This window comes from Micromonospora sp. NPDC049171, from assembly GCF_040648275.1.
GTDB lineage: Bacteria > Actinomycetota > Actinomycetes > Mycobacteriales > Micromonosporaceae > Micromonospora.
In genome coordinates this window covers 1-26,106 of record NZ_JBEZDJ010000031.1, presented here as the reverse complement: position 1 = coordinate 26,106, position 26,106 = coordinate 1, and the positions used below count along the sequence as shown (strand labels likewise).

The window sequence follows — 26,106 nt, the reverse complement described above, 5'->3', positions numbered from 1 at the left end:
AGGGTGCGGTGATGGACACCGCGCACCCCCACCTCGTGTGGGACTGGAACGGCACCCTGCTCAACGACCTCAGCCTGGTGGTGTCCGCCACCAACGTCGTGTTCACGAGCCTCGGTGGGCCGACGGTCACCCTCGACGAGCACCGGGTGCGGTTCCGCCGGCCGGTCGCCGAGTACTACGCCGAGGTGCTCGGGCAGGCCGTGGACGACGACGAGTTCGGCCGACTGGACCGGATCTTCCACGAGGCGTACCGCACCGGGTTGACCACCTGTGAGCTGGCCGCCGACGCACGCGCCGCGATGGCTGCCTGGCCGGGCAACCAGAGTCTGCTCTCCATGTGGTTCCACGAGGAGTTGGTGCCGACCGTGCGGACGTACGGGCTGACCGGCCACTTCACCCGGGTCGACGGGCTGCGGGCCGCGATCGGCGGCGACCGCAAGGCCGAGTCGCTCAAACTGCACCTGGCTGAACTGGGCGTGGACGGCAGCTCGGTGGTGCTGATCGGCGACTCCATCGACGACGCGGACGCGGCGCTCGCGGTGGGCGGCCGGGCCGTGCTCTACACCGGCGGGTTCACCGACCCGGGCCGGCTGCGCGCCTCCGGTCACCCGGTGGCCGACACCCTCACCGACGCGGTGGCCCTGGCCCGGGAGGTCAGTTCCGCAGATAGGTGAGGACGGCCAGCACCCGCCGGTGCTGCTCGGTGTCCGGCGGAAGGGTGAGCTTGGTGAAGATGTTGCGCACGTGCTTCTCCACCGCGCCGTCGCTGACCACCAGGGCGCGGGCGATGGCGGTGTTCGAGCGGCCCTCGGCCATCAGCGCGAGCACCTCACGCTCGCGCGGGGTCAGCTCCCGCAGCGGGTCGTCGCGGCGGCGTCGGGCGAAGAGCTGACCCACCACCTCCGGGTCGAGCACCGTGCCGCCGGCCGCCACCCGGCGCAGCGCGTCCAGGAATTCGTCGATCGCGGCCACCCGGTCCTTGAGCAGGTAGCCGATGCCGCCGCCGGCACCGCCGGTGGCCAGCAGATCATCGGCGTACGAGACCTCGACGTACTGGGAGAGCACCAGGATCGGGGTACGCGGTACCAGTCGCCGCGCCTCCACCGCCGCCCGCAGCCCCTCGTCGGTGTGTGACGGGGGCATCCGGACGTCGACGATCGACACGTCCGGTTGGTGCTCCACCACCGCCCTGACGAGCGCGTCGCCGTCCCCGACGGCGGCCACCACCTGGTGCCCACTCTCGGTCAGCAGCCGGACCAGCCCCTCCCGGAGCAGGACGGCGTCATCGGCGATCACGATCCGCATGGCTGTGTTGTCTACCACGTCCGGGCCGCCTCGGGGGCGCCGCGGAGTGCCGGACCGCTCACAGCGGTAGCTCCGCGCGGATCTCGGTGGGGCCACCGGCCGGGCTGACCACCATCAGCTCACCGCCGGCGGCCCGCACCCGGTCGGCGATGCCGGCCAGCCCGTGGCCCTTGGCCAGGTGCGCGCCGCCCTGCCCGTCGTCGCCTACCCCCACCTGAAGGTGGGTGCCCTGCCGGGTCACCGTCACCACGGCCTCGGTCGCCCGGCTGTGCTTGGCGACGTTCGTCAGCGCTTCGGACACCACGAAGTACGCGGTGTTCTCCACCGCCGGGTCGAGCCGCCCCGCCGGGGTGCCCAGCTGCGGGTCCACCTGGAGCTCGATCGGGATCAGCCCGCGCCCGGCGATCGCGGCCAGGGCGCTGGGCAGGCCCCGGTCGACGAGGATCGGCGGGGCGATCCCCCGGGACAGGGCCCGCAGCTCGGCGAGCGTGTCCCGGGTCTGGGTGACCGCCTCGTCGATGGTCTGGCCGGCGGCCTCCGGGTCGGAGGCGAGCTGTATCCGAGCCCGACTGAGGTCCATCGCCAGGCGGACCAGGCGCTGCTGGGGGCCGTCGTGGATGTCGCGTTCCAACCGGCGTAGTGCGGACGCCTCGGCCGAGACGGCGGCCCGCTTCTGCTCCTCCAGCACCGTGATCCGATCGCGCATCTCGGCCACCCCGGTCAGCATCGCCTTGGCGAAGCTGGCCTGCAGCAGCGCGCAACCCCGCACCACGATCGGCAGCGTGATCAGGAAGAACACCCCGAGTGCGGTGTTCAGGCCGATCCGGGCGGTGGTCGAGTCGCCCAGGCCGAGCAGCTGCGCCAGGTCCTGGTCCTCGCCGGTCGGTCGGGGCAGCGCCCAGTCGTACACCCAGTAGAGCGAGCCGGCGATCGCGGCGGCCCACCAGATCACGGTCACCAGGAAGGTGGCCGCCGCCGCGATCAGCCGCAGGATGCCGTGCGCCAGATCGAGCCAGGACTGGGCGTCCCGCATCGGCACGAAGATCCGCCGCCAGGTGTTCGCGCCCGGCTCGGGCAGCCGGTAGTGCGGTCGGATCCGGGGCTGCCGGAGCACGGCCGGCAGCCGCAGCCGCTCGATGTCGGCCAGCCCGCGGGCGGCGTACAGGGTGCCGCTGAGGATCGGCAGGCCGATCACCGTGACCACCAGGCCGAGGCCGACCGCGAAACCGGCCACGAGGACGACGAAGCTGGCCACCGCCAGGGGCAGCCCGAGCAGCACGTACCCGGAGTCGACGAAGAGTTGGCGGGGGATGCTCGGTGCCAGCATCTGTTGGTCGCTGGTGGCGGCAACGGCGGTCATGGGAAGAGGCTAGGCAACTTGGCCCGGTGTCCCCATCCCGAAGCCCCGCCTCTCCCCCGTAGTGCTGTCCCTACCACCCCGACCAGGCTCGGCGCGGGATTGGTCAGAGAAGTCGGGATTGAGCAATAATCGCCCGGGCGGCGTGGGTAACGCGCCGCTAAATCGATCTTGTGGAATGGAGGTGCCTGTGGAGTCGCGGCGCGCAGCGGCAAGATCGCGATTTGTGCACGTCTTCACAAGCGCCTACTCTGTGACTCCGACGCGCCCTGCTAGCACAGCCGCCAACCTCGGTCGCCAGCGGGAGTCCATAAGCGGCCCACCAGCGGAGTTGGCCGAGGATCGCACCGCACGGAGTCTCATGAGTCAGCACCGTCACCCAGGCGCGCCCGGCCGCGCCGGTGCCGTACCAGCGCTCCCGGATCTGCCCGAGGCCACCGTCGCTCGGCTTCCGGAATACCTGCGCGCGCTGCACAACCTCGCCGACGCCGGGCACGAGACGGTGTCCAGCGAGGGCCTCTCCGCCGCCGCCGGCGTCAACTCCGCCAAGCTCCGCAAGGACCTGTCCCACCTGGGCTCGTACGGCACCCGGGGCGTCGGCTACGACGTCACGCTGCTGATCGAGCAGATCGAGAATGTGCTCGGGCTCACCCAGCGCCGGGCGGTCGCCCTGGTCGGCGTGGGTAATCTCGGTCACGCTCTGGCCGGCTACGACGGCTTCGCCGGTCGGGGCTTCCGGATCGCCGCACTACTCGACGCCGATCCCTCCCGGGTCGGCGAAGAGATCAACGGCCTGGTGGTCAGGCATGTCGACGATCTCCCCACGGTCGCCGCGGAGGAATCCCTCGCGATCGGCATGATCGCCACCCCGGCCGCCGCCGCCCAGCAGGTCGCCGACCAACTGGTCGCCGTCGGCGTGACGAGCATCCTCAACTTTGCGCCGTGCGTACTCTCGGTTCCGGAGGGGGTCGACGTGCGCAAGGTCGATCTCGCCATCGAGCTGCAGATTCTGTCCTTCCACGAGCACCGCAAGGCGTCGCTGACCGCGCTGCCCGCCACCGGCGGGTCCGCTCTCACCGCCCTGCCGGGCGGGTTCGCGGCCACCGACACCCAGGAGGCGATAGGCACGTGAAACTGCTCGTCGTCGGCGCGTCCTATCGGACCGCCCCGGTCGCCACGCTGGAGCAACTGGCCGTCCCTCCCGCCGACCTGACCCGCACCCTGGACCGCCTGGTCGCCCAGCCGTACGTGGCCGAGGCAGTGATCGTCTCCACCTGCAACCGGGTGGAGGTCTACGCCGCCGTGTCCGGTTTCCACGGCGGGCTCGGTGACGTCTGCGCCGTCCTGGCCGAGCAGGCCGGCAGCTCGCCGGCGGCGCTCGCCAGCCACCTGTACGTGCACTACGACACCGCCGCCGTGGACCACGTGTTCCGGGTCGCCACCGGTCTGGACTCGATGGTGGTCGGCGAGGCGCAGATCCTCGGCCAGCTGCGCGACGCGTACCACTGGGCCACCGGCGCCGACTCCGCCGGCCGGCTGCTGCACGAGCTGATGCAGCAGGCGCTGCGGGTCGGCAAGCGGGCCCACGCCGAGACCGGCATCGACCGGGCCGGCCAGAGTGTCGTCACCGCCGCGCTGGAGTTGGCCGCCGGGCACCTCGACGGCGAGCTCGCCGGCCACCCGGCCCTGGTGGTCGGTGCCGGCGCGATGGGCTCGCTCGGGGTGGCCACGCTCTCCCGACTGGGCGCCGGCCCGCTAACCGTCAGCAACCGGGGCGCCGACCGGGCCGTCCGGCTGGCCGAGTCGTACGGGGCGAGTGCCGCGCCGATGACCGAGCTGGCCGACACCCTCTCCACAGTGGACATCGTAGTGGCCGCCACCGCGTCCACCGAACCGGTCCTCACCCGGGCGGTGGTCGGCGCGGCCCTGGCCGACCGGGACCCGGTCCGGGGCCCGCTGGTCCTGCTCGACCTGGCCGTCCCCCGCGACGTCGAGGATGGCGTCGCGGAGCTTCCCGGCGTCGAGGTGATCGACATCGACCGGATGGCGGCGCTGCTCGCCGACGGTCCGGCCGCCGCGGACGCCGCCGCCGTCGAACGGATCGTGCTGGGCGAGGTGGAGGGCTTCCTCACCTGGCTGCGCGGCGCCGACGTGGCACCCACCGTGGCCGCGCTGCGCGGCCGGGCCGACGACGTGGTCACCGCCGAGCTGCGCCGGCTGGCTCAACGTCGCCCCGACCTCGGCGACGACCTGCGTGCCGAGGTGGCCCGTACGGTGCACCGGGTCGTGCAGCGGCTGCTGCACCAGCCCACGGTCAAGGTCCGCCAGTTGGCCGCGGAGCCGGGCGGCGACCAGTACGCGGCCCTGCTGCGCGAGCTGTTCGACCTCGAGGTGCCGCAGACCTCTCCGGTGGACACCGTCCCGGAGGTGCTGGCCCCCGACCTCGGCATGGCGTTCCCCGGCATCGACCCGGTGTCCGGTGCCGACACCGTCGAGCCGACCCCACCCACTGGAGGAGCGCGATGACCGCCCCCCTGCGTCTCGGCACCCGGGGCAGCGCCCTGGCGATGGCCCAGTCCGGCCAGATCGCCGAGGCGTTGACCGCCGCCACCGGCCGCCCGGTCGAGTTGGTCGAGGTGGTCACCGCTGGCGACCGCTCCCACGCGCCGGTGCACCGGCTCGGCGTCGGGGTGTTCGTCTCCGCGCTGCGCGACGCGCTGACCGCCGGGACGATCGACTTCGCGGTGCACTCCTACAAGGATCTGCCCACGGCTGCCGCCGGCGGGCTGCACATCGCGGCGGTGCCGCCCCGGCAGGACCCGCGCGACGCGCTGATCGCCCGAGGTGGCCGGACGCTCGCCGAGCTGCCGCCCGGTGCCACCGTGGGCACCGGCGCGCTGCGCCGTATCGCCCAACTGCACGCCCTCGGCCTGCAGTTGGAGGTCACCCCGATCCGCGGCAACGTGGACACCCGCCTGGCGCGGGTGCTCGGCCCCGACGCCGACCTCGACGCCGTCGTCGTCGCCCGAGCCGGGCTGGCCCGGCTCGGCCGGCTCGACGTCGTCACCGAGGCACTGGACCCGATGCTGATGCTGCCCGCGCCCGCTCAGGGTGCGCTGGCTGTGGAGTGCCGGGTCGACGACCAGGACCTGGTCGAGCTGCTCACGGTGCTGGACCATGCACCGTCGCGCGCCGCGGTCACCGCGGAACGCGCGTTGCTGGCAACCCTGGAGGCCGGGTGCACCGCACCCGTCGCCGCCTATGCCGAACTCGCCGAGGGCGACGACGGCGATGAGATCTACCTGCGCGGGGCGGTGATCAGCCCGGACGGCACTCGTGACCTCCGGCTGTCCCGCACCGGAACGCCCGCCGACGCGGCGGAGATCGGTAAGGCACTCGCCGCCGAACTCCTCGACCTCGGCGCCGACTCGATCCTCGGCCACGAAGGACACACCGGCCCGGGGACCCAGCAATTTGGGAGCACAGAATGACCCGCACCCGTAAGCCCGTCGGCCGTATCGCGTTCGTCGGGGCTGGCCCCGGTGACCCGGGCCTGCTGACCCGTCGGGCCCACGACGCCCTGGTCGACGCCGACCAGGTGATCTACGACCGGGGAGTCCCGGAGTCGTTGCTCGCCGTCGTACGCGCCGAGGCCTCCGACGATGCCGAGTTCACCCCCGCCGAAGGCGCGCCCGGGGACGTGGCGAAGGTGCTGATCTCCGCGGCCCGCTCCGGGCTGAACGCGGTGCACCTGGTCGCCGGCGACCCGTTCGGTCACGACTCGGTGGTGAAGGAGGTGCAGGCGGTGGCCCGTACCGCCGCGCACTTCGAGGTGGTGCCCGGTGTCGGCCAGGCCGAGGGTGTGGCCACCTACGCGGGTGTTCCGCTGCCGGGCGTGCGTACCGCCGCGGACGTCGAGGACGTCAGTGCCCTGGACTTCGAGGCGTTGGCCGCGGCCGTCGGCCGGGGTTCGCTCGCGCTCGCCGTGGACGCCGGTGACCTCGCCGCCGTCCGGGACGGGCTGCTCGCCGCCGGGGTCGACGGCACCACCGGCGTCGGTGTGACCGGCGACGGCACCGGCGAGACCCAGTACACGACCACGTCGACAGTGGACAGCTTCGTGGCCGCCGCGCTCGGCTTCACCGGCCGGGTGGTGCTCACCGTCGGCGCCGGGGTGGGCCAGCGCGACAAGCTGAGCTGGTGGGAAAACCGCCCGCTGTACGGCTGGAAGGTGCTCGTACCCCGCACCAAGGAGCAGGCTGGCGCGATGAGCGCGCGGCTGCGCGCGTACGGGGCGATCCCGTGCGAGGTGCCGACGATCGCGGTCGAGCCGCCGCGTACTCCGGCGCAGATGGAGCGGGCGGTCAAGGGCCTGGTCGACGGCCGGTACGCCTGGGTGATCTTCACGTCGGTCAACGCGGTCCGCGCGGTGTGGGAGAAGTTCGCCGAGCACGGGCTGGACGCCCGGCACTTCGGTGGCGTCAAGATCGCCTGCATCGGTGAGGCGACCGCGGACGCGGTCCGCGCGTTCGGCATCCAGCCGGAGCTGATCCCCGCCGGGGAGCAGTCGTCCGAGGGGCTGCTGGCCGAGTTCTCCCCGCACGACGAGATCCTCGACCCGGTGGGCCGGGTGCTGCTGCCGCGTGCCGACATCGCCACCGAGACGCTCGCCGCCGGGCTCACCGAGCGCGGCTGGGAGGTCGACGACGTGACCGCGTACCGGACGGTGCGGGCCGCGCCGCCGCCCGCCGAGATCCGGGACGCGATCAAGTCGGGCGGGTTCGACGCTGTCCTGTTCACGTCATCCTCCACCGTCCGGAACCTGGTCGGCATCGCCGGGAAGCCGCACGCGCGTACCGTTGTTGCCGTCATCGGGCCCAAGACGGCGGAGACCGCGACGGAGTTCGGCCTGCGGGTCGACGTGCAGCCACCGCACGCCTCGGTGCCCGACCTGGTGGAGGCGCTCGCCGCCTACGCCGTCGAGCTGCGCGAGAAGCTGGCCGCCATGCCGGCCAAGCAGCGCCGTGGCTCGAAGGTGCAGGGGCCGACCGCCCTCCGCTTCCGGTAGTCGTCTCCGAGGAGGCCCCCTCATGTCGTACCCCGAGATCCGGCCCCGCCGGCTGCGCCGTAACGCGGCCGTGCGGCGGCTGGTCTCCGAGACCCGCGTCGACCCGGCCGAGCTGGTCGTGCCGATGTTCGTCAAGGAGGGGCTGACCGAGCCGCGCGCCATCGCGTCGATGCCGGGGGTGCTCCAGCACTCCCGGGACTCGCTGCGCAAGGCCGCCGCCGAGGCGGTCCAGGCCGGGGTCGGCGGAATCATGCTCTTCGGTGTGCCGGAACGGCGGGACCCGACCGGCTCCGCCGGCATCGACCCGAACGGCATCCTGAACGTCGCCATCCGCGACGTGGTCGCCGAGGTGGGCGACGCCACGGTGGTGATGAGCGACCTGTGCCTGGACGAGTTCACCTCGCACGGGCACTGCGGGCTGCTCACCGGAGACGGCGAGGTCGACAACGACGCCACCCTGGCCGCGTACGCCGAGATGGCGGTGGCCCAGGCCGCCGCCGGGGTCGGCATGGTCGGGCCGTCCGGGATGATGGACGGCCAGGTCGGCGTGGTACGCCGGGCCCTCGACGCCGCCGGGCACCAGGACGTGGCCGTGCTGGCGTACGCCGTGAAGTACGCTTCGGCGTTCTTCGGCCCGTTCCGCGACGCCGTGGAGTCGGCGCTGGAGGGGGACCGGCGCACCTACCAGCAGGACCCGGCCAACCTGCGGGAGTCGCTGCGCGAGGTGGCGCTCGACGTCGCCGAGGGTGCCGACCTGGTGATGGTCAAGCCGGCGCTGCCCTACCTCGACGTGGTGTCGGCGGTGCGGGCCGCGGTGGACGTCCCGGTCGCCGCCTACCAGGTCTCCGGTGAGTACGCGATGGTCGAGGCCGCCGCCGCGAACGGCTGGATCGACCGGGAGCGCGTGATGCTGGAGACGCTCACCTCGATCAAGCGGGCCGGCGCGCAGGTCATCCTCACCTACTGGGCGGTCGAGGCCGCCGGGCTGCTGCGCCAGCGCTACTGACCGACTCCCCGGGTTCCGCCGGGGTGGCCGCCTCGTCGGCACCCGGGGTGGCGGCCGGAAGTCGCCGGCTGGTCAGCCAGGCGAGCGCCAACAGCACGGCCGACACCGCCAGCGCGAGCCGGGTGGCCTGCGCCAGTTCCGGCGCGAGACTGACCCGGGTCGACGGGTCGAGCCGGTTGGCGGCCGTGATGCCCTCGCCGCCCAGGCTCGGGGCGAGCCGGTCCGCCAGCCAGGACAGGGCGGCGGCGATCAGCGCGGTGCCGGCCGCGACCGAGGTGTGCGACACCGTGGTGAGCAGCGTGGAGCCGGCGGGCAGGTCGTCGGGCGGGAGCGACCGGCTGGCCGCGGTCATCGTCGGCATCAGCGTCGCGCCCATGCCCAGGCCGATGACCGCACCCAGCGTGGCCAGCAGCGGGTACGACGTGTCGGCGTCGAGCACCAGTACCCGGGCCACCGTGCCGGCCACCGCGGTGGCGATGCCGAGCCCGACGACCCGCCGCGCGGAGACGTGGTCGACGAGCCGGGTCGCGACCTGGAGCATCAGCCCGGTGGTCAGCGCCTGTGGGATGCCGATCACCCCGGCCAGGGTGGCCGAGTCACCGCGTACCACCTGCACGTAGGCCGGGATGATCAGGAACGAGCCGAAGTATCCGGCGGCGAAGAACGCCACCGTCGCGGCGCCTGGAGCCATTCCCGGCGCGCGCAGCACGGCCAGGTTCAGCAGTGGCTGCCGGATCCGGCCGGCCCGCCACGCGAAGGTGACCACCAGCATGGCGCCGAGCGCGAGCGGCAGCAGCACGGCAGCGGTGCCGACTCCGCCCCGCTCGCCGGTGACGCTGAGCCCGTAGACCGCCAGCGCCAGGCCGGGGCAGAGCAGCAGCAGCCCGACGACGTCCAGCCGGACCGGTGGCCGTCGCAGGTCGGCGGCGGGCAGCACCGACCGACCGAGCAACACCGCCAACAACCCCACCGGCAGGTTGATCCAGAAGATCCACCGCCAGGACGCGTGATCGAGCAGCAGCCCGCCCAGCACCGGCCCGATCAGGGGCCCGACCAGCACCGGAAGGCCGAGCAGGCTCATCATCCGTCCGCGCCGCCCCGGTGGCACCGCGGCGAGCGCGACGGCCATCCCGACCGGGTTGAGCAGCCCGCCACCCAGCCCCTGGAGCACCCGGAACGCGATCAGCGACCCGACGTTCCAGGCGGCCCCGGCCAGCACGGAGCCGGCGGTGAACAACAGCAGCGCGGTCAGGTAGGTGCGACGGGCACCGAAGCGGCCGACCGCCCAGGCGGCGGTGGGCATCACCGCGACCAGGGCGAGTGCGTAGCCGCTGGTGACCCAGCCGATCGTGGTGAGGTTGGTGTCGAGGTCGTCGACCAGTTTCGGCAGGGCCACCACGGTGACCGTGGTGTCGATCACCGCGAGCAGACCACCCAGGGTGAGATACCAGCCGAGTCGCCGCGCGGACGCGTCCATGTGGCGGCTCAGGGCCGGGCCCGGCGGGCGGCGCGCAGCGCCTCGGCCCACCAGGCCAACTCGCTCAGCGTGGCGTCGGCAGCCTGCCGCAGCGGCTCGTCGTCGACCAGCCGACCGGTGGCGTCGAGCCGCTCCCAGGGTGCCCGCAGCACCACCCCGGAGCGGGTCGTGGCGGCCTGCACCTCGGCGAAGACCAGCCGGAGCTGCTCGACCGCGCGGATGCCGCCGGAACCGGCGCCGTACGACACGAAGGCCACCGGCTTGCGGGCCCACTCCCGGTAGTGCCAGTCGATGGCATTCTTCAGCGCGGCCGGGAAGCTGTGGTTGTACTCGGGTGTCACCACCACGAACGCGTCGGCGGCGGCCAACCGGGCACTGATCGGGCTGGCCGCATTGCCCCCGGGCGGGGTGTCGGCGAAGGGCAGCGGCACCTCGGCGAGGTCGACGAGGTCCAGGCCGAGGTCCGCGCGGCGGCCCGCGTGGGCGACGAACCAGTCGGCGATCGAGCGGCCCACCCGAGGTTGACGGACGCTCCCGACGAGCACGGCGACGGTCGGCGGAGCGGTGTCCTCTTGCATAGTCATGCCCCGGACGCTAGGACTTGAAGTAATGGTGAAGTCAATGGCGACGGGGGAGTGGCGATGGGCACGTTGACGGTCGGCGAGGTGGCCCGGGAGAGTGGGGTCAGCGGCTCAGCCGTGCGCTTCTATGAGCGGCAGGGCCTGATTTCGGCTGCCCGCACCGGCGGCAACCAGCGGCGCTTCGACTCCGACGCGGCCTGCCGGATCAGGGTGGCGCGAGTGGCCCAGCGCATCGGCCTGACCGTCAACGACATCCGGGACCTGCTCGCGTCCCTGCCACCCGACCCCGAGCTGACCGACTGGGAGGGTCTGCACGATCGGCTGACCGCCGAGGCCGAGCGGCGCATCCGCGACCTGCACGCGGCACTTGACGACATCCGCTCCGGTCGCCGCCTCTGCGACCTCTGACGCCGCCCGCGCGGGTCCGATGGCTGGCGAGAGCGGCTGGATCGGCCGGGCGCGCGGGTCCCGGCCTCTGACGCCTCCATGCCGGCCAAGCAGCGCCGTGGCTCGAAGGTGCCCGCCGCCGCCGCGAACGGCTGGATCGACTGGGCGTGCCGGCCCCCGGGCCCCTGACACCTTCATGCCGGCCAGGCAACGCCGTGGCTCGAAGGTGCCCGCCGCCGCCGCGAACGGCTGGATCGACCGGGCGTGCCGGCCCCCGACGTCTCCATGCCGGCCTTTGCTCTGCACCCGCGGATGCGACGGCTACGGTCCGCGACCGGCGCATATCGGGGTGCAGAGCAAAGGGGAGGGGAAGGGGAGGGTGGGGGTCGGTCCCTGCCCCTTGGCGGCGAGGACACGCAGTTCGCGGTTCACGGTTTCGCCGGCCGGGCGGGAGCCACCTCGTGCCGCAATGAGCGCCCGGTTATCCACAGGTCCTTTCGTTGTCCACAGGCTCACCGAACGGGGCTGCGAGGAACGGCGCGAGCCGGAACGGTGGCGGCATGGACGACTCACCGATACCTCCGGATGCGGGAGCAGCCAGCGCCGACAATGGGATTCCCAACGGCACGAGCCCCAGCACCGCGCAGCGGAAAGTCATACTCAGCGAGCCCTCCGACACACCGTGGCCGGTCGTTGGCATCGTCCGGGCGATCCGTCGGCACGCCGACCTGAGCCAACGTGAGCTGGCCCGATGGGCGGGGGTGCACCATGCGACCATCGGCCGTATCGAGGCCGGTCGGACTGTTCCGAGCATCGACCTGCTCCGCCGGATCCTCGCGGTCGTCGGGTGTCGGCTGGCCGTCGTCGACGAGCTCGGCCGGGTGCTCAGACCGATGCGGGACTGGGACGACACGCGCGACGGTGCGGGTCGCCGCTATCCATCGCACCTGGACACCATCCTCGACCCCGAGCCGGGGGAGTGGTGGGCGGACATCTACGGGCTGGCCCGCCCGCCCGAGACGTTCTACCGCAATCGGGAGGTTCGGGACGCGATGCGTCGGCGCAGTCAGTGGGAGGTGCGGGTAGCCCAGCACCGGGGCGATCCGCCGCCGCCACAGCTCTGGCGATACCGCTGACGCGTGGATCGACGACGGCCCGCCGACCCCACTCGGGGGCGGCGGGCCATCATCGACCAGACTCCGAAATCAGTCGTCGTTGGTGATCGTGCCGACCGCGAGCGGGTCGGCCAGCCGCAGGCCGGGCACACCGGCCACCAGCAGCGTCAGCTTCTCGTCCGCCTCCCGCCTGCGGTCACCCCGAACGGTCACCGGGAACGCCACAGACGTCTGCCCGGCGGCCAGCACCCGGCAGCCGGCGTACGTGTCGAAGTCCGAGCCGGCCTGCGCGGTGAGGCCCACGGTGGCGGCGCAGAGCAGCACCGGCTGGGACAGCGGCCGGGACACCGTGGCGGTGAAGGCGAGCTGACGGGTGCCCTGGCTGCCCTCGACAACCGTCGTGTCGGCCACGGTCAGCGACGCCCGGGACCGGAACCTCGCCACCTGCGGATCGTGGTCGCTGGAACCGCGCGACCCGTCACCGGTGAACTCGGCCGGCCAGTCGGCGTTGATGTGCGCCGCCCGCACCCGCACCAGATCGCCGTAGAGCGCGTCGTTGACGAACAGGTGGTCGAGTGTCTGCGCGTGCCCCTCGAAGCTGTACGAGTAGGCGGAGGACGGCACGTCCGCGACCAGGTTGTCCCACAGGTTGTGCAGACCAGCCTCGTAGAGCGGCGCGAGTTGATCCGACGGCGTGGGCTGGCTAGCCGTCGCGATGGGATCGTCCGGGCGGGGGAACACGTTCAGGTCCCCGCCGTAGACCACCCGGGCGCTCCGGTCGGCCGCCTCAATCGCGGTGACGATGGCCGCACCGTACCGCGCCTGCTCCCGCCGCTGCCCGACCCGGCCGTCCGGGCCGGAGGAGTAGTGGTTGCTGAGCGCGTACAGGGTGAACCGCTCGGACGCGCCGGGTGCCGCCGCCACGCTGAACTTGCCCAGCTGCGGAGCGCGGGTGAAGACGTTGGTGCCGTCCCGACCGGTCGAGGTGTCCACATCCGGCGGCAGCACCGCGTTGAGTGCCTTCGGGTTCTGCACGTCGGCGTTGGCGGGCAGCCCGGCAGCCCGGTACTGGACGGTCGGTGCCGAGCCGAGCAGCGGGTCGTTCGCCGTCGCGGCAGCCAACGACAACCGGTCCGTGCGGTACAGGAACGCCGCGGTGATGCCGCGGGCGTCCGCGCCGGTGCGGTCATAGGCGGCGGCGTACGCGGGCCCGCCCGCTGCCGCCACGCCGAGCGCCAACTCCTGGACGCTGTCCGGAGCGCCGTCGGCGTTGTTGGTGTCACCGCAGCTCAGCGCGGCGCCGGAGACCGTGCAGATGTCCTGGTCCTCGGCCTCCTGCACCAGGATCAGGTCCGGTGCGTGCAGATCCTTCACGATCTGGTCAGCGAGCGCGGCCAACTGCTCGCGGTAGTCCGCCTCGCTGCTCGGCACGTAGTCGAACGGCGGGTCGACACCCGGGCAGCCGGTGTTACCGGTGAAGTCGCAGCCGTCGAACGGGTCGTCGCGGTAGTCGTACAGGTTCTCCACGTTGTAGGTGGCCACGGCCACCTCCTGCGACCGGTCGGCCGGCGTGGGCGGGTTGTTCTTCGACGGGTCGGCCCCGGCGTCGAACTCCGCCCGCTCGACCTGGACGCCGTACTTCTCGAACGAGTAGTAGACCCCGCCCACCGCGTCGGCGCGCAGCGTGTCGAAGGTGTGCGCCGGTGGGAGCAGCGCGGCGCTGTCCCCGGCGGTCGCCTTCACGCCCATGCTGCCGAGCAGCGTCCGTTGGCCGTTGCCGTCGTCGAAGCGGCGGGTCGGGTCGTTGTCCAGCGGGTGCGAGTCGCGGAAGACCCGCCGGGAGTACGGGTCGGCGCGGTCCAGCAGCGGGTCGTCGCGGTCGACCACCCACAACTCGGCGTCGGCGGTGGAGGAGAAGACGTCCCGGCCGCTCACCGCGCCACTGCCGGCGCGGACCCGCATCCGGGAACCCTCGTGTCGCTCCCAGAAGCGCTGCGCGTCGGTCAGCTCGGCCGGTGGCACCGCGTCGGTCACCGCGACCGCGCTGTCCACGGCCAGGCCACCGGCGATCCGACGGACCAGCGAGGCACCGGAGAGCTGGGTGAAGCTGTAGTACTCCGACACCCGGGCCCGCAGCACGACCTCGTCCCCGACGGTCGGCACGTAACCGCCGATCAGCGACGTGAACGTGCCCATGAACACGAAGATGCCGTCGGAGCTGGTCGGATCACCGTCGGTGTCCCCGACACGGCTCTGCAGGAAGAACCCGTGCTGCTCCGCGCCGGCCGAGGTGCGGGCGAGGGTCAACTGGGTGATCACGCCGCGCACGTCGTACAGCGTGCTGCTCGTGCCGTTGCCGCTCGCCGGTGCGAGCGGTGACCGGTCGGCGGGGCCGGACTCGGCGTCGGTGGTCGGGCCCTGCACCTCGCCGACGGTCAACTCCCGGGTCACCTGCACGGCCAGCGCGCAGGTGGCGGTGCCACCGCCCGCGTCGGTCGCGGTCACTGCGACGGTGTACGCCCCGGCGGCGAGGTCGGCGCTCGCGCCGATCGTGGCGCGGGCGGTGCCGCCCAGGCCCTCGGCGGGAGTGAACGCGGTGCGGGTGATCGAACCGGCGGACGGCGTCGGGCTGACCGAGCCCACCGTCAGGTCGACGATCGTGTCGTCGGGGTCGGTGGCGGTGACCTCCCGGCTCGCCGCCGTGCCCGCGCTGGTGACCAGCGGGGCGCCACAGGTCAGCGTGGCCGGGACGTCGACCGGGCCGCCGCCGTCGACCGTGTGCGTGCCGAGGCCGTCGAAGGTGTCGACCGGGAAACCGGCCCACTGTGTGGCGGGGTCGAACGCGTCGGTCGGATCGGTGTCGCCGGTGGTGACTGTCGACAACCGGCGCAGGGTGTTGTCCGCGGTGCTGGTGGCACCGGCACCCCACTCGGTGCCCGGGCCGACGCCCACCTGCCCGATCGAGTCGAGCACGGTGGTGCCCCGGCGCAACACGATCGCGTCGTCGCCGTTGAACAGGCTGGCCCCGGTGGTCTGGTCGGCCTGGGCGAGGATGGCGGCCCCGGCCGAGGCGCTGGCGAACACGAACGTGTCTCCGGCAGCCACCGTTCCGGCCAGCGCGATCGTGGTGGCCGTGGTGGAGCCGTTGAAGGAGAGCTGGAGCTGGTAGCCGCCGGCGGTGAGGTCGACCGGGGCGCCGGTGCCGTTGAACAGCTCGATCGCCTTGTTGTTCGACGAGCCCTCGACGTACTCCGAGATGAACAGGTCGGTGGGCGCGGCGCTGGCCGCGGTGGGTGCGACGCCGAGCGCCGCCACCGTCACGGCGGCGGTGGCGGTCGCGAGCGCGGCGATTGAGCGGCGCGGGCGCATAGGGCCTCCACGATGGGTGGATGAGAGTCAACGCACGTTAAGGTGCCCGACTGTCCACCGTCCATCCCCTAGTGGACAGTTGCGTGAATTCCCTCAGCGCGGCGGATCGAGTCGGTGCACCAGCTCGGCGACGTCGACGCTGTATTCGCACCAGTCCCGGTCGGGCCGGTAGCCCAGCTCCGCGTTGACCTTCAGCATCGCCTCGTTGGCCTGCGCGTTCCAGGTCTGCACCTCGATCAGCTCCGGCTCGGCGGAGCGCAGCTCCAGCAGCATCCGGGCCTTGATCGCCCGGTCGATGCCGTAGCCCCGGTGGTCCTGCGCGACGATCGTGTCGTACTGGTCGGCACGGGTGGGGTGCTGCGCGGGAACCACCACCTCGGTCAGGCCGGCCACCTCGCCGCTCTGCTCGTGCCGAGCGAGCACGATGTACGGTTTCATGCCTCGTCGGTGCAGGGTGTCGATGCTGTCGCGCAGCCGCTCCGGATCGTAGGAGCTGGGGCGCAGCTCACCGTCGTCGACGTCGCGGACCTCGGCCTTCGCCCGCGCGTACGCCTCGATCAGGTCGTCCGGTGGCCCGCCGGGGAAGAACTCCAGGTGGTAGCCCGCGGCGACGCCGGTGGCCATCTCGGCCAGCTCGGCCCAGTCGACCGCGGTCAGGTCGAGCACGCTGCGCGTCTCCACGTACTCCCGGGTGAAGCCGAGCGACTCGAAGAACCCGACCGCGGGCGTGTCGCCGACCACCTCGACCCCGATCGACTGGAAACCCTCCTGGTAGACCCGGCGGGCGGCACGCAACACCAGGTCACGACCGAGGCCGCCGCGTCGCACGGACGGGTGCACCAGCACCTCGAGCACACCGATGTCACCGAGGAGCAGCACGTGGACCTGGCCGAGCACCGCGCCCGGGTCATCGGGGCCGGTCGGCTCGGCCTGGGCGATCCACGAGATCCGCCGTTCGCCGGGCATCACCTCGGCGAGGTATTCCCGCAGTGAGGTCTCCCGCCACGGCGGGTCCTGCGGAAGATCGGCCGCCAGCACCGCGTTCAGCGTGACCAGCAGCGACGCGATCTCGGCGGACGACGCGGTCCTGGGGTCCCACTCGCGCACCATCACCTGTCTAGCTTGCCGCTAACAGAGGCTGGGGGGAAGTGTCCAGTTCTCCAACGTATCGAGACGATCACTTCACAGGCGACTGGCCCGTCCGTACCGGTTGGCGGTGTCGTAGACGTCCTGGGCGTACCGCCGTACGTCGTTGTAGGAGAGGATCGCGTTCCACCAGTCGCCGGGGATGCTCAGGTTGCGACCACCCTTGCAGAGGTAGTTGCCCGCCGCCAGCGCCGCGTCGTCCAGGTCGTGCGGATCCTTGACCCCGTCGTTGTCGGCGTCCGCGCCGATCTCCTGCCAGGTGGTCGGGATGAACTGCATCGGCCCGATGGCGCGGTCGAGGGTCAGGTCCCCGTCGAGCACCCCACGGTCGGTGTCGATGATCCGCATCCGGCCACCGTTACCGTCCAACGGCAACCCGATGATCTTCGGCAGCGCCTTGCCGTCCTGCCCCAGCCGGGCACCGTTGGCCGAGCCGTGCCCCGACTCGACCTGACCGATCGCGGCCAGCGTGGTCCAGCTCAGCGCGCAGCTGCGGTTGGTCTGGGCGAGCATCAGCTCGGCGTAGCCGTACGCCTGCATGGCCACGGCCGGAATGCCCACCTTGCCGGCGATCTGCTGAGCCCAGCCCGCCAAGGCGTCCGACGGACGCCCGCCGACCCCCGGCCCGATGGCGGGCCCGCTGGGCAACCCGCCGCTGGGCAGCCCACCGCTGGGCAGCCCACCGCTGGGCAGCCCACCGCTCGGTAGCCCACCGCTGGGCAGTCCGCCTCCGGGCAGGCCAGGGCCGGTCGGGACCAGGCCGGTGGGCAGGCCGGACGGGGCCCCCGGCGGCACGGTGGGTGTGCCGGAGGCGTCGGCCGCGACCGGACGGGGTGCGCGGATCGTGGCCGGCACGAGCAGGGCGCCCGCCGCGGCGGTCGCGCCCACAAGCGCCAGCAGGAAGAGGCCAGGCAGTGTGAGCCGACCACTCGGCCGGCGAGCCCAGGCTCGGGTCGCACGGGCGGCGGAGGCTGCCGCCTGGCGCGGTGGCAGCCGTACCGCGTGCGCGAACGGCACCCGCCGTCGCCGGGCGGTGCCGGAGGCCGCCACGACGGGCAACTCGTCCACACTGGTCTTCGCCGGATCCCCGGCGCCAACCACGGTCACGGCCTTCGCGCCGTCGGCCGAGGCGTCGGTCTTCACGGTGTCGGCGGGCACGTCGGTCTTCGCGCCGTCGGCCAGCGCCTCGGTCTTCGCGCCGTCGGCCAGCGCCTCGGTCTTCGCGCTGTTGGCGGGCACGTCGGTCTTCGCGCTGTCGGCCGGCGCGTTGGTCTTCGCGCTGTCGGTCTTCGGCTCGGTGGCGGACTTCGACGCGGTCGGGTCACCGGCGCCACCGGTCGCCTCCGGGCCTCCGGTTTCCGAGCTGGCGGCCGTCGGGTCTTCGCCTTTCGACCCTTCGGCCTTCGCTTCGGACTTGAGTGCCTCGACCTGCCTGTCGGCGTTGCCGTCGGCGACCGGATCGGACGCGGCCGACGGCTTCGCGCCCGGAGCGGTGACGCTCGCGTCCGGGCTGGACCCGGTGGCGCTCGCGTCTGGGCCGGTGGCGTTCGCGGTCGGGCTGGACCCGGTGGGGTCGGCGGGGCTGGCCTTGGTGGGGGGTGGGGTCGGGGTACCCCCGATCCGGCCACTCAGCCAGGGCCGGCGGGGGCGGGGCACCGCGGGCACCGGGTCGGGCGCGGCCCCGGAGCCCTCAAGTGGCCCGTCCAGCGGCGCGGCCGGTCGTAACGGTTGCACACGCGTGTCGTCCTCGCCGTCCACCACCCGTCGAGTATCACCCATCCTCCGCCGAACGTCAGATCCACGTACCCTGGGCACATGCCCCGGTACGAGTTCCGCTGCCGCGCCTGCGGCGACACTTTCGAGGTCAACCGTTCGATGGCGGCGGCCGCTGACCCGGCCACCTGCCCAGAGGGGCACGCCGACACGGTCAAGCTGCTCTCCGCGGTCGCGGTCACCGGCCGGGGTGGGGCCGGCAGTGCCCCGACGTCCGCCGGTGGCGGGTGTTGCGGCGGCGCCTGCGGCTGCTGATCGGACCCGTTCTCCGCCACCTGGTGGGCTGGCCTTGCCGTGAGCGGGTTCGAGTGGCACTTTGAGGCGGCATCTGCCCGGCCGTTCTCACGATGCGTTACCGCTCGGACTCAGGCAGCATGAACCCGACGTTACGGGCGGAGGTTCCACGCATGTCGCCACGGATCCAGCTCCCGAGCGGTTGGGTGACCTTCGTGTTCACCGACATCGAGGGCTCGACCCGGCTGGCCCAGTTGCTCGGCCCGGACTACCGGCCGGTGCTCGCCGAGCACCGACGGCTGCTGCGTCGGACGCTGGCCAGCACGGGTGGCGCGGAGTTGCTGACCGAGGGCGACTCGTTCTTCCTCGCCTTCGAGGACGCGGCCTCGGCGCTGACCGCCTGCCTGACCGCCCAGCGGGCGCTGTCCAACCACGACTGGCCCACCGCCGAAGCCGCACCCCGGGTACGCATGGGCCTGCACACCGGTTACGCCGAGCCGCGCGACGGCGACTACGCCAGCCCCGAGGTGCATCGGGCCGCCCGGGTGGCCGCCGCCGCGCACGGCGGGCAGGTGCTCTGCTCGGCGTCCACCGCCCGTCGGGCCGAGCCGTTGCCGCCCGGTGCGACCCTGCTCGACCTGGGCCTGCACCGGTTGCGTGGCTTCGACGACCGGGAACGACTCTTCCAACTGGTCGCGCCGGGCCTGGAGCGGCAGTTCCCCCGGCCCCGCACCGCGGACGCGGTGGCGCACAACCTGCCGACCCAGGTGACGTCGTTCGTCGGCCGGCAGGCCGAGCGCGTCGAGTTGGGCCTGCTGGTCAAGCAGCATCGCCTGATCACGGTGCTGGGCGCGGGCGGGGCGGGCAAGACCCGGCTCGCGGTGGAGTTGGCCAGCGGGATGGTTGAGGCGTACCCGGATGGGGTTTGGTTTGTCGACATCGCCGCGGTGACCGACCCGGGTCTGGTGGCGTTCGCGATCGCCGCGGTGCTCGGCCTGCGACCCGAGCCGGGCCGGCCGATGCTGGACACCCTCGTCGAGTACGCGGCGGCCCGCCGCATGCTTGTCGTCCTGGACACCTGTGACACCCAGCCGGCCGCCTGCGCGGAGGTGATCGCGCGGTTGCTGTCCGGCGGGAGTGGCGTGCGGGTGCTGGCGACCAGCCGTGAGTCGTTCAGCCTGCCGGGCGAGGTGGTGTGGCGGATCCCGCCCCTCTCGGTCGACCCACGGGCCGACGGCACGGAGAGCGACGCGGTGGCGCTGCTGCTGGACCGTACGGCGGCGGCGCGCGGCGGTCGACGACCGGACCCAGCCGAGTCGGCCGACCTCCGCCGGGTGGTGCAGCGCCTGGACGGGTTGCCGCTCGCCATCGAGTTGGCCGCCGCCCGGCTGCGGGTCCTCTCCGTGGGCCAGCTCGCGGAGCGCCTGGACGACGTCCTCGGCACCTTGGACGCCGGTCGTCAGGACCCGGATCCGCCGCCGGTGGAGCGCGGGTGGTCCGGCAACCAGCAGGACACCGTGGACCTGGTGGCCGCGGCGTCCGGGGCGTCGCCACCCACTCCGGCGAGCAGGGCGGTGCAACGCTCGGCCACCGAGCGGCACCTGACCATGCAGGCCACCGTCACCTGGTCGTACCGGACGCTGGGGCCCCGGGCCGCCCGCCTGCTGCGGTGGCTGTCGGTCTTCGCCGGGCCGGTGGACCTGGCGACTGTGGAGTGGCTGCTGGGTGACGACCCGCTGGATCCGCTCTCGGTGCTCGTGGACAAGTCGATGGTGTTGGCCGAGCCACGAGCCACCGGCAGCACCTACCGGATGCTCGACCCCATCCGGGCGTACGCGGCGCGGCGGCTGGCCGAGGCGGGTGAGGCGCAGGCCGCCCGGGACCGGCACGTGGCCTGGTCGGCCCATGCGGTGGACCGGGCGCACCTGGGCCAGGACGGCCGCCCGGTGACCCTGTCGCTGTACGCCCTCGACCCCCTGGCCGGGGAGGTACGCGCCGCGCTGCGGTGGTGCGCCACCGGCGGCAGTGCCCGTGCCGGTCTCGGTCTGGCCGGCGGCCTGGACCAGTGGTGGCTTGAGCGGGGCCTGGCCCGGGAGGGGCGGCTGTGGCTGTTCCGGCTGTACGGGCGGATCGCCGAGACGGGTGAGCGGATCCCGGAGGCGGAGCTGGCGGCGGTCTACCACATGCACTCGCTGCATGCCGGCGCGGACGGTGAGTTCGCCGAGGAGCTGCGCTACTCCCAGCGGGCCGAGGCCGCCGCCCGACAGGCCGGTGATGCCGGGCTGCTGGCCCGGGTGCTCGCCGGCAGAGCCGCACCGCTTGTCGACATGGGGCAGTTCGTCGAGGCCGAGCGGGTGTGCCGGGAGGTCATCGACTGGGCGCACGGGCAGGACGTGGTCGGCGAGGCGCTGTTGGCGGTGTTCAGCCTGGCCGAGTTGCTCTGGCGGCGCGGTGCTCTGGAGGAGGCGGCGGACCTGCTGGGGGCGGTGCGTCCGGTGGAGGCGGCCCGTCCGGTGGAGCGCGGTCGGCGGTCGGTGGACATGCTGCTCGGGATGGTCGCGCTGGCCCGGGGCGACGTGATCGCGGCACACGAGCACCTGCTGGTGGCGCTGCGTTCGCGGATGGGTCACGGCTACCACGGCCGCGCCTGCGACACGTTGAACGCGATCGCGGTGCGCTGTGCGATTGGCGGGGACCGGCTGACCGCGGCGCGCCTGTTCGGCGCGGCGCAGGCCACCCGGGCGAGCATGCGTGCGACCCCGGGCATCTTCGGCGGCTACTGGGCCGAACAGCAGGCGGAGCTGCGCGCGGTGCTGGGCGACACGGTCTTCGACGACGCGTACGGCGAGGGCGCCGAGTTGGGGTTGGACGAGGCGGCAGCGCTGGCACTGGACGTGGAACATCCGGACCTGGCAGCGGATTCGACCCGCTTCAGCACCGGCCTGTCCCAGCCCACCCCCCGCCGCCCGCTGGACCCCGACCGCCACCCAGCAACCCGCACCGAACGCGCCTAACCAAACCCCCGAACCCCCACCCCCACCCCCACCCCCACCCCCACCCCCACCGCGGTTGATCATGAGGCTATAGCTGCGACACGCCGGGCGGACGGGCAATAACCCCATGATCAACGGGCGAGAGGGGGGTGGGGGGGGTGGGGTGGGTGGGGTGGGGGAGAGGGGGTTAGGTGCGGGCTTGGGCTTCGGCTTGGGCCTTCATTCGGGCGGCGCGGTCGATGTCGGCCTGCTGGACGGCCGCTACCGAACCGAAGATGCTGACCGCCTGGTAGTAGGTCCAGGCCAGGCTGTAGCAGGCCGGCCGGACGACCGAGTTGTACGTGGTGCAGACGCGCTTCAGGTCCTCGTAGAAGGCGCTGTCGAGGCGGGACTTGTTGGCGGAGAACTGGCCGACCGCCTTGTAGTTGCGGTAGCCGAAGTCGTGCCGGTAGCAGCCCAGGTTGAAGGTGAAGCCGAGCGGGTTGTCCGGGCTGGACGAGCAGTAGTCGGTGGACCAGGTGAAGTTGTACTCGGCCCAGGGTGCCCGGTTGAGCCGGGCGCTGTTCCACGAGTTGTAGCTGGATGCGCTTGTCTGGGTCCAACTGGACAGCACGGAGAGCCGTTGGGCGGGGGTGACGGCGGCGGCGGGGGAGGCGATGGTGAGGGTGGCGAGCAGCGCTAACGCGCCCGAGGCGAGCAGGGTGGCGAGACGTCGGGGCACGGGTTACCTCCGCGGGGGTGAGCGGGTGGGCCGGAAGTTACCGGCGGGTTACCGGATGTCGATAAGTTTCGATCAAGGGGTCGACCAGCGGGAATGCGCCTCGCAAACTATTGGTGACATGTGTCGAAACAGGCGAATGCCCCGGCTGCCAGGGGCACCCGGGGCATTCGACGAGAGCGGGTCAGCGCAGGACGAACACCGGCGGGCTGGTGGGGCTCTCGTTGGCCGACCGGTCCAGGGCGGTCAGCTGGTAGGTGTAGCGCTGGCCGGGCTCGGCCGAGGTGTCCACCCAGGACTGAGTGCCGCCGGGCGTGGCCCGGACGGTGTCGACCAGGTGCGCGGCGTCGGCCGTGGCGCACCGGCCGGGCAGCGTGGTGCCGTCGAACCGGTAGATCGCGTACGAGGTGGCGGTGCCGAGTGGGCCGACGCCGTCGGCGGGCTGACGCCAGGTGAGCCGTACCCCGTCAGTCTGTCGGGCCGCCGCGGTGACCACCGGAAAGAGCAGCGGCCTGGCCGGCAGGTGCGGCATGGCCGGCACCAGCGCCGGGCGCGAGTAGTGCTCGGCCGCGTAGTTGTCGGTGGCACCGAGCCGGTTGGCCCGCACCTGGACGGCCGAGAAGTGCACATTGCCCTGCACCTCCGGGTACGACCGGTTGAGCGTCAGGTGGTCGGACAGCTCCCGTGGTTTCTGCCAGTACGGCCCGTACGCCGGGTCGCCGCTCTTGTAGTCGGCCTGACCGATGTAGAGCTGCACGCGGGTGCCGCGCACCGTCTCGGCCCACCACGGCACCAGGCGCGCGTAGTCGGCGGCCGGGTACTGGCCGATGTACCAGTAGAGCTGCGGCACCACGTAGTCGATCCACTCCTGCTTGATCCACGTGCGGGTGTCCGCGGAGATGATGTCGTACGACTGGCTGCCGGTGGTGTCCGAGCCGAGCGGGTCGACGGCCCTGTTGCGCCAGATGCCGAACGGGCTCACGCCGAACTTCACCCACGGCTTCGCCGCCTTGATCTTCGTGCTCATCTCCTGGATCAACAGGTTGATGTTGTCCCGCCGCCAGTCGGCCCGGTCGGTGAAGCCCCGGTGGTACGCGGCGAAGGTGGCATCGTCGGGCACCTGGTAGGTGCCGCTGGGATACGGGTAGAAGTAGTCGTCGAAGTGCACGCCGTCGATGTCGTACCGGCTGACCGCGTCCATCATCGCGGTCTGCACGAACTCGCGTACCTCGGGAATGCCGGGGTTGTAGTAGAGCCGGCTGCCGGCGACGCCGGCCGGCGGGTAGGCGAAGGTCCAGTCGGGGTGCTGCCGGGCCGGGTGGCCCGGGGCGAGCTGGGTCGGGTCGGCGCCGGCGCCGCCGGGGGCCGGCATGGAGACGCGGTACGGGTTGAACCAGGCGTGGAACTCGAGGTTGCGCCGGTGCGACTCGTCCACCAGGAAGGCCAGTGGGTCCCAGCCGGGGTCCTGGCCACGTACGCCGGTCAGGTACTCCGACCAGGGCTCGTGTGGTGAGGGCCAGAGCGCGTCGGCGGTGGGCCGGATCTGCACGACGACGGCGTTGTGGTGCAGCCGTTCGGCGAGGTCGAGCAGCTCCCGGTACTCCGCCTGCTGGGTGGCGACCCGGTCCGGGCTGCTCTGGGACGCCTTGCTGGGCCAGTCGATGTTGACCACCGACGAGATCCACATGGCCCGGAACTGACGCTTCGGCGTGGCCGGGTCGGTGACGCAGGTGGTGGTGGGAGCGGCGGCATCGGTCGCGGCGCTCGCGGGGGTGGCGGTGACAGACGTGCCGAGCAGGGCTGCGACCAGCCCAACGACTCCGAGTCGGGTGGCTCTCATGCGGTGTGTCCCTCCGTTGGGGCTCCCGGATGGTTCGCGGCACACGGCAAGAATCGCCTTGGATGTCCGCGTTGCTGGTAGGAAATTTTCACAGTCTGGCCGTTGCCGCAAGGGTTCGTGGTTGACCAATCGCGCCGCTGGGTAGCAACGCCGGTTACCGACCGCCACGAAGGTGGTCGCACGGCGGGAGGGGTGACCGGGTGTCCGTGCTGCGCACAAAACCAATCAAGGACGTGATAGCCCAGGGTGAGGCGGACGGCAGTGACGGCACGCTCGGGCTGAAGAGACGGCTTGGCGCCGTCGACCTCACCGGCTTCGGCATCGGCATCGTGATCGGCACCGGCATCTTCACGCTCACCGGCATCGAGGCGCGGGACAGCGCCGGCCCGGGCGTGGTGATCTCCTTCGCCATCGCCGGCGTGGTCGCCCTGCTCGCCGCGCTCTGCTACGCCGAGTTGGCCTCCAGCGTGCCGACCGCCGGCAGCGCCTACACCTACGCGTACGCGACGATGGGCGAGATCGTCGCCTGGATCATCGGCTGGGACCTGCTGCTGGAGTTCGCGCTCGGCGCCGCCGTGGTGGCCCGAGGCTGGTCCGGCTACCTGGCCGAACTGCTCGACCTGCCGACCCGCTGGTTCGGCGAGGAGGGCAGCACCGTCAACATCGGTGCCATCGCCATCGTGCTGATCCTGGGTGTCGTGGCGATCGTCGGCATCCGGGAGTCCTCCCGGATCACCAACCTGCTGGTGCTGGTCAAGGTCGCCATCTGCGTGTTCGTGGTGGTGGCCGGTCTGTTCTTCGTCAAGGCCACCAACCTCAGCCCGTTCATCCCGCCGGCCGAGCCCGCGGGCGGCGGCGACGACGGCATCAAGCAACCTGTCACGCAGGCGCTCTTCGGGCTGGAACCGTCGGTCTTCGGCTTCGTCGGGGTGCTCAGCGCCGCCGCTGTGGTTTTCTTCGCGTACACCGGCTTCGAGGCCGTCGCGAACCTGGGTGAGGAGACGAAGAAGCCCAAGCGGGACCTCACCCTGGGCCTGCTCGGCACGTTGCTGATCTCCACCCTGCTCTACATCGGCGTCTCGCTGGTGGTGGTCGGAATGGTGCCGTACACCGAGATCGACAGGGGTGCCCCGATCGCGTCGGCGTTCGAGGCGGTCGGCGCGGGCTGGGCGGCGGTGCTGGTCTCCATCGCCGCCGTCGCGGGCCTGACCAGCGTCATCCTGGTCGACCTGGTGGCGATGGGCCGGATCGGCTTCGCCATCGCCCGGGACGGGCTGATCCCACCGTCGATCGCGGCGGTGCACCCGCGCTGGGGCACCCCGTACCGGATCTCGGCGATCATGACGGTGGCTGTCGCGTTGCTGGCCGGCTTCCTGCCGCTGTCCGCGCTCGCCGACCTGGTCAGCATCGGCGCGCTCTGCGCGTTCGTGCTGGTGTCGATCGCGGTGCCGATCCTGCGCCGCAAGCGCCCGGACCTGGAGCGCCCGTTCCGGGTGCCGTTCTCCCCGGTGCTGCCGATCGTCTCGGCGCTGGCCTGCTTCTACCTGATGCTCAACCTGTCGGTGGAGACCTGGCTGCGGTTCCTGGCCTGGATGCTGCTCGGCGCGATCATCTACTTCGGCTACGGCTACCGCCGCAACCGCCTGGCCCAACACGAACCAGCGGTCACCCCAACCCCCCGCACCCCAACCACCGAAAGCTAACCCTCCCCCGCCCCACGCCCCCCGCCCCACGCCC

At 72.5% G+C, this 26,106-nt stretch carries 20 protein-coding genes; 11 read left to right on the top strand and 9 right to left on the bottom strand.

The features are described 5' to 3' along the window. Positions 1 to 11: 11 nt before the first annotated feature. Positions 12 to 674 (top strand): HAD hydrolase-like protein, encoded by a 663-nt coding sequence (locus AB0B14_RS30845; RefSeq protein WP_357525632.1) that lies wholly within the window; start codon positions 12 to 14, stop codon positions 672 to 674. On the opposite strand, the gene AB0B14_RS30840 is transcribed toward AB0B14_RS30845, so the two are convergent. Continuing rightward, positions 655 to 1,305, bottom strand: a complete 651-nt coding sequence (locus AB0B14_RS30840) for a response regulator transcription factor (protein WP_357068327.1) — start codon at positions 1,303 to 1,305, stop codon at positions 655 to 657. The genes AB0B14_RS30845 and AB0B14_RS30840 overlap by 20 nt on opposite strands. A gap of 58 nt (positions 1,306 to 1,363) precedes the next feature. Further along, positions 1,364 to 2,665: a sensor domain-containing protein gene (locus AB0B14_RS30835; protein WP_357068329.1), complete on the bottom strand. Its 1,302-nt coding sequence runs from the start codon at positions 2,663 to 2,665 to the stop codon at positions 1,364 to 1,366. Positions 2,666 to 3,023: 358 nt separating this feature from the next. Between AB0B14_RS30835 and AB0B14_RS30830 the strand changes: the two genes are divergently transcribed. Genes AB0B14_RS30830 through hemB form a run of 5 tightly spaced genes read left to right on the top strand, consistent with a single transcriptional unit; the run spans position 3,024 to position 8,736 of the window. Further along, positions 3,024 to 3,794, top strand: coding sequence for a redox-sensing transcriptional repressor Rex (locus AB0B14_RS30830; protein WP_357068331.1), 771 nt, complete (start codon positions 3,024 to 3,026; stop codon positions 3,792 to 3,794). After that, positions 3,791 to 5,188: a glutamyl-tRNA reductase gene (locus AB0B14_RS30825; RefSeq protein ID WP_357068333.1), complete on the top strand. Its 1,398-nt coding sequence runs from the start codon at positions 3,791 to 3,793 to the stop codon at positions 5,186 to 5,188. The genes AB0B14_RS30830 and AB0B14_RS30825 overlap by 4 nt, the downstream gene beginning before the upstream one ends. Further along, positions 5,185 to 6,153, top strand: a complete 969-nt coding sequence (hemC, locus tag AB0B14_RS30820; protein WP_357068335.1) for a hydroxymethylbilane synthase — start codon at positions 5,185 to 5,187, stop codon at positions 6,151 to 6,153. Before AB0B14_RS30825 ends, hemC begins: the two co-directional genes overlap by 4 nt. Continuing rightward, the gene (locus AB0B14_RS30815; protein WP_357525630.1) at positions 6,150 to 7,730 is read left to right on the top strand and encodes a uroporphyrinogen-III synthase; all 1,581 of its coding nucleotides are present in this window, start codon (positions 6,150 to 6,152) and stop codon (positions 7,728 to 7,730) included. Before hemC ends, AB0B14_RS30815 begins: the two co-directional genes overlap by 4 nt. Before the next feature lie 22 nt (positions 7,731 to 7,752). Next, positions 7,753 to 8,736 (top strand): porphobilinogen synthase, encoded by a 984-nt coding sequence (gene hemB, locus AB0B14_RS30810; protein WP_357068339.1) that lies wholly within the window; start codon positions 7,753 to 7,755, stop codon positions 8,734 to 8,736. On the opposite strand, the gene AB0B14_RS30805 is transcribed toward hemB, so the two are convergent. Beyond that, on the bottom strand, positions 8,687 to 10,213 hold the full coding sequence (locus AB0B14_RS30805) for a DHA2 family efflux MFS transporter permease subunit (RefSeq protein WP_357525628.1): 1,527 nt from the start codon (positions 10,211 to 10,213) through the stop codon (positions 8,687 to 8,689). The two genes, hemB and AB0B14_RS30805, sit on opposite strands and share 50 nt — an antisense overlap. Positions 10,214 to 10,221: 8 nt before the next feature. Beyond that, the gene (locus tag AB0B14_RS30800) at positions 10,222 to 10,797 is read right to left on the bottom strand and encodes an NAD(P)H-dependent oxidoreductase (RefSeq protein WP_357525626.1); all 576 of its coding nucleotides are present in this window, start codon (positions 10,795 to 10,797) and stop codon (positions 10,222 to 10,224) included. A 57-nt stretch (positions 10,798 to 10,854) separates the two neighbouring features. Here AB0B14_RS30800 and AB0B14_RS30795 point away from each other — a divergent pair, with 57 nt between their 5' ends. Together AB0B14_RS30795 and AB0B14_RS30790 are read left to right on the top strand one after the other, a co-directional pair. After that, positions 10,855 to 11,202 (top strand): MerR family transcriptional regulator, encoded by a 348-nt coding sequence (locus AB0B14_RS30795; protein WP_357068345.1) that lies wholly within the window; start codon positions 10,855 to 10,857, stop codon positions 11,200 to 11,202. A gap of 539 nt (positions 11,203 to 11,741) precedes the next feature. Then, positions 11,742 to 12,317 carry a helix-turn-helix transcriptional regulator gene (locus AB0B14_RS30790; RefSeq protein WP_357525624.1) on the top strand — a complete coding sequence of 192 codons (576 nt, stop codon included), beginning with the start codon at positions 11,742 to 11,744 and terminating at the stop codon, positions 12,315 to 12,317. Positions 12,318 to 12,386: 69 nt separating this feature from the next. Here the strand turns inward: AB0B14_RS30790 and AB0B14_RS30785 are convergent, their stop codons facing one another. The 3 genes from AB0B14_RS30785 to AB0B14_RS30775 form a co-directional block, all read right to left on the bottom strand. After that, a complete protein-coding gene (locus AB0B14_RS30785) occupies positions 12,387 to 15,665 on the bottom strand; it encodes a lamin tail domain-containing protein (RefSeq protein WP_357525622.1) in 3,279 nt (1,092 codons plus the stop codon). A gap of 93 nt (positions 15,666 to 15,758) precedes the next feature. After that, positions 15,759 to 16,775, bottom strand: coding sequence for a GNAT family N-acetyltransferase (locus AB0B14_RS30780; protein WP_357525674.1), 1,017 nt, complete (start codon positions 16,773 to 16,775; stop codon positions 15,759 to 15,761). 72 nt (positions 16,776 to 16,847) lie between these two features. Next, positions 16,848 to 18,572 carry a lytic murein transglycosylase gene (locus AB0B14_RS30775; RefSeq protein WP_357525619.1) on the bottom strand — a complete coding sequence of 575 codons (1,725 nt, stop codon included), beginning with the start codon at positions 18,570 to 18,572 and terminating at the stop codon, positions 16,848 to 16,850. A gap of 54 nt (positions 18,573 to 18,626) precedes the next feature. On the opposite strand from AB0B14_RS30775, the gene AB0B14_RS30770 reads away from it, so the two are divergent. Then, entirely contained in the window at positions 18,627 to 18,839 is a 213-nt protein-coding gene (locus tag AB0B14_RS30770; RefSeq protein ID WP_357068353.1) for a zinc ribbon domain-containing protein, read from the top strand. A 152-nt stretch (positions 18,840 to 18,991) separates the two neighbouring features. After that, on the top strand, positions 18,992 to 21,832 hold the full coding sequence (locus AB0B14_RS30765; protein ID WP_357525618.1) for an adenylate/guanylate cyclase domain-containing protein: 2,841 nt from the start codon (positions 18,992 to 18,994) through the stop codon (positions 21,830 to 21,832). 166 nt (positions 21,833 to 21,998) lie between these two features. Here the strand turns inward: AB0B14_RS30765 and AB0B14_RS30760 are convergent, their stop codons facing one another. Beyond that, positions 21,999 to 22,532, bottom strand: a complete 534-nt coding sequence (locus tag AB0B14_RS30760) for a phospholipase (RefSeq protein ID WP_357068357.1) — start codon at positions 22,530 to 22,532, stop codon at positions 21,999 to 22,001. 181 nt (positions 22,533 to 22,713) lie between these two features. Continuing rightward, positions 22,714 to 24,369: a family 10 glycosylhydrolase gene (locus tag AB0B14_RS30755; RefSeq protein WP_357525616.1), complete on the bottom strand. Its 1,656-nt coding sequence runs from the start codon at positions 24,367 to 24,369 to the stop codon at positions 22,714 to 22,716. Positions 24,370 to 24,569: 200 nt separating this feature from the next. Between AB0B14_RS30755 and AB0B14_RS30750 the strand changes: the two genes are divergently transcribed. Then, positions 24,570 to 26,072: an amino acid permease gene (locus tag AB0B14_RS30750; RefSeq protein ID WP_357525614.1), complete on the top strand. Its 1,503-nt coding sequence runs from the start codon at positions 24,570 to 24,572 to the stop codon at positions 26,070 to 26,072. Positions 26,073 to 26,106: the final 34 nt, after the last annotated feature.

What these genes read in the sequence shown, in the direction of transcription:
- AB0B14_RS30845 (WP_357525632.1), top strand. Translation starts at nt 12, where the DNA reads ATGGACACCGCGCACCCCCACCTCGTGTGGGACTGGAACGGCACCCTG.
- AB0B14_RS30840 (WP_357068327.1), bottom strand. Translation starts at nt 1,305, where the DNA reads ATGCGGATCGTGATCGCCGATGACGCCGTCCTGCTCCGGGAGGGGCTG.
- AB0B14_RS30835 (WP_357068329.1), bottom strand. Translation starts at nt 2,665, where the DNA reads ATGACCGCCGTTGCCGCCACCAGCGACCAACAGATGCTGGCACCGAGC.
- AB0B14_RS30830 (WP_357068331.1), top strand. Translation starts at nt 3,024, where the DNA reads ATGAGTCAGCACCGTCACCCAGGCGCGCCCGGCCGCGCCGGTGCCGTA.
- hemC (WP_357068335.1), top strand. Translation starts at nt 5,185, where the DNA reads ATGACCGCCCCCCTGCGTCTCGGCACCCGGGGCAGCGCCCTGGCGATG.
- AB0B14_RS30815 (WP_357525630.1), top strand. Translation starts at nt 6,150, where the DNA reads ATGACCCGCACCCGTAAGCCCGTCGGCCGTATCGCGTTCGTCGGGGCT.
- hemB (WP_357068339.1), top strand. Translation starts at nt 7,753, where the DNA reads ATGTCGTACCCCGAGATCCGGCCCCGCCGGCTGCGCCGTAACGCGGCC.
- AB0B14_RS30805 (WP_357525628.1), bottom strand. Translation starts at nt 10,213, where the DNA reads ATGGACGCGTCCGCGCGGCGACTCGGCTGGTATCTCACCCTGGGTGGT.
- AB0B14_RS30800 (WP_357525626.1), bottom strand. Translation starts at nt 10,797, where the DNA reads ATGACTATGCAAGAGGACACCGCTCCGCCGACCGTCGCCGTGCTCGTC.
- AB0B14_RS30795 (WP_357068345.1), top strand. Translation starts at nt 10,855, where the DNA reads ATGGGCACGTTGACGGTCGGCGAGGTGGCCCGGGAGAGTGGGGTCAGC.
- AB0B14_RS30790 (WP_357525624.1), top strand. Translation starts at nt 11,742, where the DNA reads ATGGACGACTCACCGATACCTCCGGATGCGGGAGCAGCCAGCGCCGAC.
- AB0B14_RS30785 (WP_357525622.1), bottom strand. Translation starts at nt 15,665, where the DNA reads ATGCGCCCGCGCCGCTCAATCGCCGCGCTCGCGACCGCCACCGCCGCC.
- AB0B14_RS30780 (WP_357525674.1), bottom strand. Translation starts at nt 16,775, where the DNA reads ATGGTGCGCGAGTGGGACCCCAGGACCGCGTCGTCCGCCGAGATCGCG.
- AB0B14_RS30770 (WP_357068353.1), top strand. Translation starts at nt 18,627, where the DNA reads ATGCCCCGGTACGAGTTCCGCTGCCGCGCCTGCGGCGACACTTTCGAG.
- AB0B14_RS30765 (WP_357525618.1), top strand. Translation starts at nt 18,992, where the DNA reads ATGTCGCCACGGATCCAGCTCCCGAGCGGTTGGGTGACCTTCGTGTTC.
- AB0B14_RS30755 (WP_357525616.1), bottom strand. Translation starts at nt 24,369, where the DNA reads ATGAGAGCCACCCGACTCGGAGTCGTTGGGCTGGTCGCAGCCCTGCTC.